Below are 9,970 nucleotides of genomic sequence, written 5' to 3'. Positions count from 1 at the left end.
GATAAGCTATAAAACATTCTTTGAAACGCATCTCCGGGAAAATGGATTTACAGATATTACACCCGGCACCAAAAAAACATTGCTGGCTTACCTCGGTTTGTATGAAGATGAAAAAATAAACGCCGGATTGTGTACGGCAGCCGATATCTTACAAAGGGCTGTTGAAAAAAAGCTAATGCTGCGGCCGGAAGACAGGGATATGATCATAATGCTGCACGAAATAGGATATGAATTTAAAGCCCAATCCCATCAAATAACAAGTGCGCTTATTGTTAAGGGTGAGAACAGTCTGCACACCGCTATGGCCAAAACGGTTGGCTTACCCTTAGGCATAGCCGCAGCCCTGGTACTGCAGGGAAAGATCAGTCTTACCGGTTTGCATATTCCCACAGTGCCTGAAATATACGGGCCTGTTTTGGAAGCGTTGCGGAAAGAAGGGATTGTGTTTAAGGAAAGCTGATGGGAAAGCACCAAATCAATCTCAAATCCGAAGCCGGGAGTCCAAAATCCGAAGGAACGCAACAAGAACCAAATCACAAGAAACAAATAAAGTTCAAATTTAAAATCCGAAGGCAGAACCCAAAATCCGAAGCCGGAATTTCGAAATCCGATGAGGGCTGTCAGCAATCGGCTTTCAGCCATGAGCACAACAGGAGTATTCATCCTATCATTAGTAATTACCCCACTGATCGCTCAGGGCTGAAAGCTGACAGCTTAGGAGGGAATGAGTTATCTGTACATCGTTAGTGTGCTTAAGCTGAAAGACTGACGGCTCAAAGCCGATGGCTGATGGCTGACTGCTGATAGCCCATAGCTCTTACCTTTTCAACATCCCCGCAAGCAGCCCCACGCCTTCCGTTGCCGGCTTTTCAATAACCGTAATATCGTGCACAGGGGAAGTATAAGGTATCTTTTTATCAATAATAAATTTAGGTATGCCATAAGGCGCGTATTGCAGTAATCCTGCCGCGGGGTATACAGCAAGCGATGTACCCACTACCACAAAATATTCCGCATGCTGTGTTATTTCAATTGCTTCTTCAATCATGGGTACGGGTTCCTCAAACCACACAATATGCGGACGTAATTGTGCTCCGTCTTCCGCCCTGTCGCCTATATGCATATCGCCGGTAATATCATATACCAGCCGTTCATTTTTTTCACTGCGCATTTTCAGAATCTGCCCGTGCAGGTGCAGCACTTTAGATGAACCGGCCCTTTCGTGCAAATCATCAATATTTTGTGTAATAATATGCACATCAAAACCTTTTTCCAATGCAGCCAAACCCGTATGTGCCGCATTAGGTTGAGCATCCAGTACGTTTTTGCGCCGGAGATTATAAAACTGCAATACCATCTCCGGGTCTTTTTTCCATGCACGCGGAGTAGCCACATCTTCAACGTTGTATCCTTCCCAGAGTCCATCGCTGTCTCTGAAGGTTTTTAAACCACTTTCGGCGCTGATGCCCGCACCTGTTAATACCACAAGTTTCTTTTTTTGCATAAGCTAATATAGTACGCGCTAAAAAACAGGAGCCTCAGCCTTAGCCCTGCATGGCCTCCCTTTCCACATCTAATAAAAAGTTGTCGCGGTTGGCAATGATAAGATTTTTATACCTGTTTATCTTCACCCAGTATATGATCCAGCAAACAAGGGCCGCCAGTGCCGCTACTGAGCCCAACAGATCAGACATACTGCTTTGATTCAGCACCAGGCTTCCTAAGTACAGCAGGGTCATGGTTAATCCCAGAACAAAGGTAGGCCGTTCTTCAGCTACGGGAATGTTCAGTCGCAGGCATTCATTTTTTATGGAATCGGCCATGCGGTTAATGAGTATAAACTGCCACACGATGTTAAACAAAGGAACAAGTAGCAGCCATACCTGCCCCGGAGCCATCATCCTGCTTTCGATAGCAATGGCTGCCAGAGTATTTTGCAACGTAATAAGATAAAAAATGAAGGGCACCACGATGGCAAGGAGCATTAAGATCATGATCCATTCGTTAGATATTGTGTTCATATATAAGCTTTAGGTAAATATAACGTATTCGTAAAGCAGTTTCTTTTATGAGCGGTATCGCATTTTAATAATCTTCGCTTATTTTGGCCTCCAAAAAAGATACAGCGTTATGCAAACAGCACATGAAATTGATTACCGTATTTATGGCGAAGAAATGCAGTATGTGGATGTAGAACTGGATCCGGGGGAAACCGCGATGGCGGAAAGCGGCGCCTTTATGATGATGGATGATGGCATACAAATGCAAACCATTTTTGGAGACGGAACGCAGCAGCAGGGCGGCGGCTTTATGAACAAATTATTCAGTGCCGGCAAAAGGCTGCTTACCGGTGAAAGCCTGTTTATGACGGCTTTTACCAATATTGGTCAGGGTAAAAAAAGAGTGGCTTTTGCCTCACCCTATCCCGGTAAGATCATAGCGCTCGACCTGTATGAGCTGGGTGGAAAAGTGGTATGCCAGAAAGATGCTTTTTTATGCGCTGCCCGTGGAGTGAGTATTGGCATTGAGTTCCAAAGAAAGTTAGGCACCGGCCTGTTTGGAGGAGAAGGATTTATTATGCAGAAATTAGAAGGCAACGGTATGGCTTTTGTGCATGCCGGCGGGCATGTATTTCAGCGCGTATTGCAGGCAGGGGAAATGTTGCGTATTGATACCGGCTGCCTCGTAGCCTATACCAAAGATGTGGCCTACGACATACAATTTGTTGGCGGCATACGCAATACCATATTTGGCGGCGAGGGACTGTTCTTTGCCACTTTGCGCGGTCCCGGCAAAGTATGGATCCAAACGCTTCCGGTAAGTCGCCTGGCCAGCCGAATACTCGCCTACGGAACAGTTAAACGTAAAGAAGAAGGCAGCTTATTAGGCGGCTTAGGCAATTTGTTAGATGGAGACGGGAGATAGATGGCAGGTTACAGGTATGAGGTGTAAGGCGTAAGCTACAAGCTTCGGAATCGATGATTTGTAGTTTATCGTTTATGGTTTATGGTTGCATTTGGCTTCGGATTTCGAAATTCCGGCTTCGGATTTGAAATTTGAATTTATTTGTGATTTGGTTCTTGTTTCCTGGTGCTTTGTATTCCTCATACCTCAAACCTTACACCCCACACCTCAAACCTTATGTATCTCGCTCGTAAAATGGAACTGTATCGCCGGATTATTGGCAATCTCTGTATTAAGGAACCATTCGCTTTGGGCCAGGTATACCAAATGATCATCTTTGTCTAATACCACATTTGCTGTTTTAAAACGTATAAAATCTTCTAACTTTTTACGGTCGTCGGAGGTTATCCAGCAGGCTTTGTAAAAAGGAAGGGCATTGAACTGAACCGATGCGCCGTATTCATGCAACAAGCGGTACTGGATCACTTCAAACTGCAGGTCGCCTACACATCCTATGATCTTGCGGTTGCCGCCATGCTGCGTAAAGAGCTGGGCAACGCCTTCATCGGTAAGTTGCAATAACCCTTTTTCCAATTGCTTCGTTTTCATCGGGTCTTTGTTCACTACTTCTTTAAAGAGTTCCGGTGAAAAGCTTGGTATGCCTGTATAATAAAATCCGGCGCCTTCCGTAAGGGTGTCCCCAATTTTAAAATTGCCCGTGTCAAACAATCCCACTACATCGCCGGGAAAGGCTTCTTCTATCACATCTTTCTGGCGGGCCATAAATGAATAGGGGTTGCTGAAACGTATATCCTTATCTAAGCGAACGTGATGATAATATTTATTGCGTTCAAACCTGCCGGAACAAACCCTTAAAAAAGCAATGCGGTCGCGGTGCCGGGGGTCCAGGTTCGCATGTATCTTAAATATGAATCCGCTGAATTTTTCTTCTTCCGGACAAACTTCCCTTTCTGATGTTGGGCGGCACAAAGGTGCGGGAGCTATGCGGATAAAAGTATCAAGCATTTCTTTAACCCCAAAATTATTTACCGCGCTTCCAAAAAACACCGGCGCAGTTTTAGCGCGGAGGTAATCCTGCACATTCATATCACCGTATACACCGTCAATCAGTTCAATATCTTCCCGCAACTGTACAGCATTTCTTTCGCCTATCTTTTCAACCAGCACGGGGGTTGAAAGATCGGTTATATGCTCCATGTCTTCGTCGTTGGTTTTGGTATGAGGAGCAAACAACAACAGGTTTTTTTCAAAAAGATTATAAACGCCTTTAAACTCCTTCCCGCTGTTAATGGGCCAGGTCATGGGATGAAGCTGTAAATGCAGCTCCTTTTCTATTTCTTCAAGCAAATCAAAGGGCAGCTTACCATCCCTGTCCATTTTATTAATGAATACAATCACAGGTGTATCGCGCATCCGGCAAACTTCCATCAGCCTGCGGGTTTGCTCTTCCACTCCGTTCACGCTGTCAATAACCAGTATTACACTGTCTACCGCGGTAAGGGTTCTGTAAGTATCTTCAGCAAAATCTTTGTGACCGGGCGTATCCAGCAGGTTGATCAGGTTGCCCCTGTATTCAAATGTCATTACACTCGTTGCCACAGATATACCACGCTGCTTTTCAATTTCCATGAAATCGCTGGTGGCATGCTTTTTTATTTTATTGCTTTTAACGGCTCCCGCTGTTTGAATAGCGCCTCCAAAAAGCAACAGCTTTTCTGTTAAGGTAGTTTTACCGGCATCGGGGTGAGAGATGATGGCAAAGGTTTTACGCTTGCTGATTTCTGCTGTATATTTCATCGGGGCGCAAAGGTAAGGATATGTGATTTATTGTCCTACCAGAAACAGGGCATTGCAGAACATTAGTTTACCATTTTGCCAAAAGTTCCTGAACAGCACATCATCTGCCATGTATACAATATTCCCGCTGCCTATATCCTGTACGCCATATATCAAACCGTCATTCAGCTTCTTTTTTAATTCCGAACCCACAAAGCCCGCTACCAGGTTATCTTTTTTAATAACCCCAACGTTCCATCCGTTGTTAATGAATTCATACACATGATCGTCCATTTTAAGCGTATAATAATAACCGGGATAACCAAACGCCAGGGGATGGCTATTATCTAACTGCACTTTATAAATGGAACCCGGTGTGGAAGAAGAAATGAATTCCCGGTCATGATCGCCGAACTTTTTCAATGCGGCATACAAATCCTTCTTATCCGTATCGTCATCATCTTTTTTAAACTTTATTCCGGCTTCCTCCAGCCCGGCTAACTGGGCCACTGCGTTTTCCATGGCAATGAGCCTGCCGCCTTTGCTGATCCAGCTTTTCAAGTCGGAAAAATCCTTATTATTCAAAAAAGGATACCTGCCATCTGGCAGGATCAAAACATCAATATCGTTCCAGTTGGCGCGGTTCAGGTTGCCTGAGTTGATAAGGGTAACCGGGTAATTCAATTCCCTTTCCATAAAGAACCACACTTCACCCGCAGCATTGGCATTCACCCCCTCGCCGGTAACCAGGGCAATTTTGGGCGCTTTCATATATTTTACATTTTCACTGCCAAAATCATATCCTTTGTCTACAAAGCCGCTGCTCACCGGGTATGCTTTCAGGTTTTGCTGATTGCAGCACTCTGCTACCAGCTTCCATAAATGATCAGCAAAAGCTCCATTCGATGTTTTTAGTATAATGATAGCCCCTGCTTTAAAGCGGGTATCGTTTACCTCGAAACCGGCTGCTGCAAAGCGCAGCTTCACTCCTTTTTGCATGAGTTGGGCTACGGCTTTAGCGCTTTGTACCCCTTCCCACGGAATAACATAGCCATAGGTACTGGAGGCGGCATTGTGAAGCGGTTGCTCTTTTACGTAATTGCCGGCGATGCTGATCTTTTCTTTAACAGCATAGGCAGTTACGCCATATACATAAGGGAGCGCCCAGGCCGTAATGTCGTAGGTTGCGGAATCAACCAGTTTTGACGTGGGCTCAAACAGCACGCTTAATAAGGTAGATTTAGGCTGGGCATTACTTATAACGATATCGCCCTCCGCTATGGTAAATGCTTCTTCCTTACCGGTGAAATAATTATAACCCTTTGCATTTCCCTTAGCCGAACCATATTGAATATTGTTTTTGTCTAAAAGCTCCGTTAATGCCGCCATGCGCTGCGCGTCACCTTCTTCCTTCTTAATGATATACGTTTTATAAACGCCGGTTCCTGTTGAAACGGCATCATTAAAAAACTTCCTGAATTCCCGGATCAGCCTGTTTGCGTTTTGCGATGCGGTTTCAATGGTGCTCAGCGCTGTAGTATGGTGATGCATAAGCCTGTCGGTAAGGGTAAGGGTATCCCCTTCCTTTTTATAAACACCCAGTCCGGAAGCGGGTCCCCCACCCTGCTCGTAAGTCATGCCTATGGCGCCGTTATAAAGCGGGTAGGTGTCGCCGTAAGAGGGATAATACAAATCAAAAATTTCTTTGGTAAAGAAAAGCCAGTTTCGGGCGTCAAAGTATGCAGCGTTGTTTTTACCTATAGTTACCTGAAAATCCCTTTGCCATGGTGTAATCGCTTCATGATAGGGCTGCGCTGCCGGGGCAAAATAATAGGGAGCGTTAATGTCCTGCTCATGATAATCGGCATGTATTTGAGGAAACCATTGCTGGTATAGCTTCAGCCTTTGCTGCGATTCGATCTGCGTTTGCCAGGCCCAGTCGCGGTTAAGATCAAAATTATAATGGTTGGTGCGTCCTCCCGGCCATGGCTCATAGCGCTCCCTGGCATCTAAGCGCGGATTATAGTTTTTACCCGCTATGCTGTTAAACCAGTTTACATAACGGTCGCGGCCGTCGGGATTGATGCAGGGATCAATTACCACAACGGTATGCTTTAACCATTCTTTTGTTTTGGTATTGGAGGAATTCACCAGTTCATATAAAGTAAGCATTGCCGCCTCGGAAGAGGATGCTTCATTGCCATGCACATTGTAGCTCAGCCACACAATAACCGGCGCATTTTCTGCCGGCGCCGCTTTATCCATTGCCATATTGGCCAGGCGCAGGTTATTTTTGCGGATATCTTCGAGGTTATTTATATTTTCCTCCGATGAAATAAAAGCCGCTATCAATGGCCGTCCTTCATAGGTTTGCCCGTAGGCTTGCAGCTTTACCATAGCCGGCGAGGCGGCTGCTACGTGATTAAAATAGTTAATGATCTTAAAATGAGGCGTGTATTGCGTTCCGGGCTTGTAGCCTAAAAAAGTTTCGGGTGATTGTATCTGTGCAGATACAAACATCCAGCCTGCAACAAGCAGTAATAAGAAACCGGCCCTTTTTTTCATGAAGCTTTTATTTGATGCGGCAATTTAAGAAACCATCGGGCATAAACCACGGAATAAGCCACGCATACCATCAAAATTCTTTTAGTAACTTCCCGTCCTTAAAAACTTTCCGATGAAATATGCGTCCATTTTTGCTTTGGTTTTAGCGGGAACGGTTTGTTGTGAAACAGGATGTAAAAACCAGGCAGTTAGCACCCTGAACCCTTTTGCTTATCAAATTCAAAAAAAAGTCACAGGCTCCAATGGAGCCGTTGTTTCGGCGCATCCGCTTGCCAGTAAGGCAGGAATAATGATACTGCAAAAAGGCGGAAATGCGGTAGACGCCGCTATAGCTACACAGCTTGTCCTGGCTGTTGTGTATCCCGGTGCAGGTAACCTGGGAGGCGGAGGGTTTATGGTGGCCCGGCTTACGAACGGGCAAACAGTGGCTATTGACTACAGGGAGAAAGCACCCGCTGCCGCCACACGGGATATGTATCTTGACAGTGCCGGTAATCCTGTTATGCGCCTTAGCCAGCATGGTCATTTATCCGCCGGCGTACCGGGTACCGTGGCAGGTTTGTTTGCTTCAATGAAATACGCAAGCCTTCCTTTTCAGCAACTGGTACAACCGGCCATTGATTTGGCCGAAAGCGGTTTTGCTGTAACGGCCGAGGAAGCCGCTTCTCTAAACCATACGCAGGAGGAATTCCGGCAATACAATACTTCTAAAATAGCTTTTATAAAGCACGATGGATGGAAGGCCGGCGATACACTGGTGCAAACCGATCTTTCCGAAACATTAAAACGCATCCGCGATAAAGGACAAAGTGGCTTTTATGAGGGAGAAACGGCAAGGCTTATTGTTTCGGAAATGAAAAAGGCCAATGGTATAATTTCCTTAGATGATCTGAAAAATTATGAAGCAAAAGAGCGGCAGCCGGTTGAGTTCAATTACAGGGGATATACCATTTTATCTATGCCCCTCCCCAGCAGTGGGGGCATTATTTTGCAGCAGTGCCTGAAAATGATTGAGCAGCGGGATATCGGCAAAATGGGTTTTCATTCAGCACAGGCCGTGCAGCTTATGACCGAAGCAGAAAGAAGGGCTTATGCCGACAGGGCTGCATTTATGGGCGATGAAGACTTTGTAAAAGTGCCTGTTGCAACCTTAACGAGCGATGCTTACCTGCAGGAAAGAATGGCAGACTATGTGCCAGGCAAAGCAGGCAGCAGTGAATGGGTGCATGCGGGGAAGCTGCCTTCAGAAAGTGAGGAAACAACCCATCTTTCCATTGCAGACAAATGGGGAAACGTAGTGGCGGTTACCACTACACTTAATGGGTCGTATGGAAGCAAAACGGCAGTAAGCGGCGCGGGTTTTTTATTGAATAATGAAATGGACGACTTTAGCGTAAAGCCGGGTGTGCCCAATATGTACGGCGCTTTGGGAACAGAAGCCAATGCCATTGAGCCCAATAAAAGAATGCTGAGCTCTATGACCCCAACGATTGTGCTAAAAGATCAGGTACCCTATTTGGTAGCAGGCACACCGGGCGGCACCACTATCCCTACTTCCGTATTTCAAACGATTGTTAATATTATTGATTTTGGCTTAAGCGCTGCTGATGCGGTAAACATGCCCAAATTTCATCACCAGTGGATGCCCGACGAGCTATTTGTTGAAAAGGATTTCCCTGCAGCGGTAACGGATTCTTTACAGGCAATGGGCTATATCATAAGCAGAAGAGGTAATATCGGAAGAACGGAACTGATTAAAATAGACAAAAGTAAAACAGGCAGGGGATATACTTTTGAAGCTGTTGCTGATAAGCGGGGCGATGATTCGGCAGCAGGTTATTAAAAGATAAGAGATCAAAAAGCCTGTGGTACAATGCAGCAGAAATGAGCGTTTATAGCGGTGTATTACATCAAAATAATGTAACTTACATTAATTATTGTTATTATAAATGGCACCATCCAAAAAATATGAGTATACCGATCCAGAACCCAATATGCTGGAAGATCCTGCCGAAAGCTACAATGTAAAGCCTTCCCAAAGTAAAGGTTTTGTTTTTGAATCGGAAGACGACAGGCTCATAACCGATGCCACAAGACCGGCTATTGAAAAACTGCAACGCTTCACGCAAATGATACGCAGGAATAACATGTTCAACAAGCTCAGGCGTAAATAAGTACAATTATAAGAGCTGACATATGGACGTAATGGATGAGGCCTTAATGGATTTCTGGAGAAAGCTGAATGACTACCATGTTAAATTTATTATGGTTGGAGGATTAGCTACCCGTTTTCATGGCTACAATCGTACAACCGATGATTTGGATATGTGGATAGAAGATACTTTGGAGAACAGGCGCAACCTGAGAAAAGCATTTGTGGCATTGCGTTATGGAGATTTTCCTACTATAGAAACCATGCGGTTTGTACCGGGATGGACAAGCTTTCACGCCGCCGGAATTGTGCTGGATATCATGACTACAATGAAAGGACTTGAAGGAATGTCATTTGACGATTGTTATCAAAAGGCTGAAGTGGCAAATATTGAAGATGTGCAGGTACGCTTTCTTCACATCAATCATCTTATCCAAAATAAGAAAGCTGTTAACCGTTCCAAAGACCGGGTAGATGTTGAATATCTTGAAAAAATTAAAAGTTTGTTAGATAAGTAAAACGGGTTATAAAACCTGCTGTTTCCGCAAAATA

At 44.9% G+C, this 9,970-nt stretch carries 9 protein-coding genes; 5 read left to right on the top strand and 4 right to left on the bottom strand.

Annotation, left to right across the window (positions count from 1 at the left end; all coding sequences use genetic code 11):
• Positions 1-460 (top strand): saccharopine dehydrogenase C-terminal domain-containing protein (locus tag PLE34_RS08970; protein ID WP_324556034.1); only part of this gene is annotated, 460 nt, incomplete at its 5' end.
• A gap of 357 nt (positions 461-817) precedes the next feature.
• On the opposite strand, the gene PLE34_RS08965 is transcribed toward PLE34_RS08970, so the two are convergent.
• Together PLE34_RS08965 and PLE34_RS08960 are read right to left on the bottom strand one after the other, a co-directional pair.
• The gene (locus tag PLE34_RS08965) at positions 818-1,504 is read right to left on the bottom strand and encodes an SIR2 family NAD-dependent protein deacylase (RefSeq protein ID WP_324556033.1); all 687 of its coding nucleotides are present in this window, start codon (positions 1,502-1,504) and stop codon (positions 818-820) included.
• 40 nt (positions 1,505-1,544) lie between these two features.
• Positions 1,545-2,021, bottom strand: a complete 477-nt coding sequence (locus tag PLE34_RS08960) for a hypothetical protein (RefSeq protein ID WP_324556032.1) — start codon at positions 2,019-2,021, stop codon at positions 1,545-1,547.
• Positions 2,022-2,130: 109 nt separating this feature from the next.
• Here PLE34_RS08960 and PLE34_RS08955 point away from each other — a divergent pair, with 109 nt between their 5' ends.
• Entirely contained in the window at positions 2,131-2,925 is a 795-nt protein-coding gene (locus PLE34_RS08955; RefSeq protein WP_324556031.1) for a TIGR00266 family protein, read from the top strand.
• A 207-nt stretch (positions 2,926-3,132) separates the two neighbouring features.
• Here the strand turns inward: PLE34_RS08955 and PLE34_RS08950 are convergent, their stop codons facing one another.
• Both PLE34_RS08950 and PLE34_RS08945 read right to left on the bottom strand, forming a co-directional pair.
• Positions 3,133-4,722: a peptide chain release factor 3 gene (locus tag PLE34_RS08950; RefSeq protein ID WP_324556030.1), complete on the bottom strand. Its 1,590-nt coding sequence runs from the start codon at positions 4,720-4,722 to the stop codon at positions 3,133-3,135.
• Positions 4,723-4,749: 27 nt separating this feature from the next.
• On the bottom strand, positions 4,750-7,266 hold the full coding sequence (locus PLE34_RS08945; RefSeq protein ID WP_324556029.1) for a M14 family metallopeptidase: 2,517 nt from the start codon (positions 7,264-7,266) through the stop codon (positions 4,750-4,752).
• A 112-nt stretch (positions 7,267-7,378) separates the two neighbouring features.
• On the opposite strand from PLE34_RS08945, the gene ggt reads away from it, so the two are divergent.
• The 3 genes from ggt (at position 7,379) to PLE34_RS08930 (ending at position 9,936) form a co-directional block, all read left to right on the top strand.
• On the top strand, positions 7,379-9,109 hold the full coding sequence (gene ggt / locus PLE34_RS08940) for a gamma-glutamyltransferase (protein WP_324556028.1): 1,731 nt from the start codon (positions 7,379-7,381) through the stop codon (positions 9,107-9,109).
• A 106-nt stretch (positions 9,110-9,215) separates the two neighbouring features.
• A complete protein-coding gene (locus PLE34_RS08935) occupies positions 9,216-9,440 on the top strand; it encodes a hypothetical protein (protein WP_324556027.1) in 225 nt (74 codons plus the stop codon).
• A gap of 22 nt (positions 9,441-9,462) precedes the next feature.
• The gene (locus PLE34_RS08930; protein ID WP_324556025.1) at positions 9,463-9,936 is read left to right on the top strand and encodes a hypothetical protein; all 474 of its coding nucleotides are present in this window, start codon (positions 9,463-9,465) and stop codon (positions 9,934-9,936) included.
• The last annotated feature ends 34 nt before the right edge of the window (positions 9,937-9,970 follow it).

Source organism: Agriterribacter sp., assembly GCF_035445465.1.
Lineage (GTDB): Bacteria > Bacteroidota > Bacteroidia > Chitinophagales > Chitinophagaceae > Agriterribacter.
The sequence above is the reverse complement of the archived record's forward strand: the minus strand, read 5'-3'. Positions and strand labels throughout refer to the sequence as shown.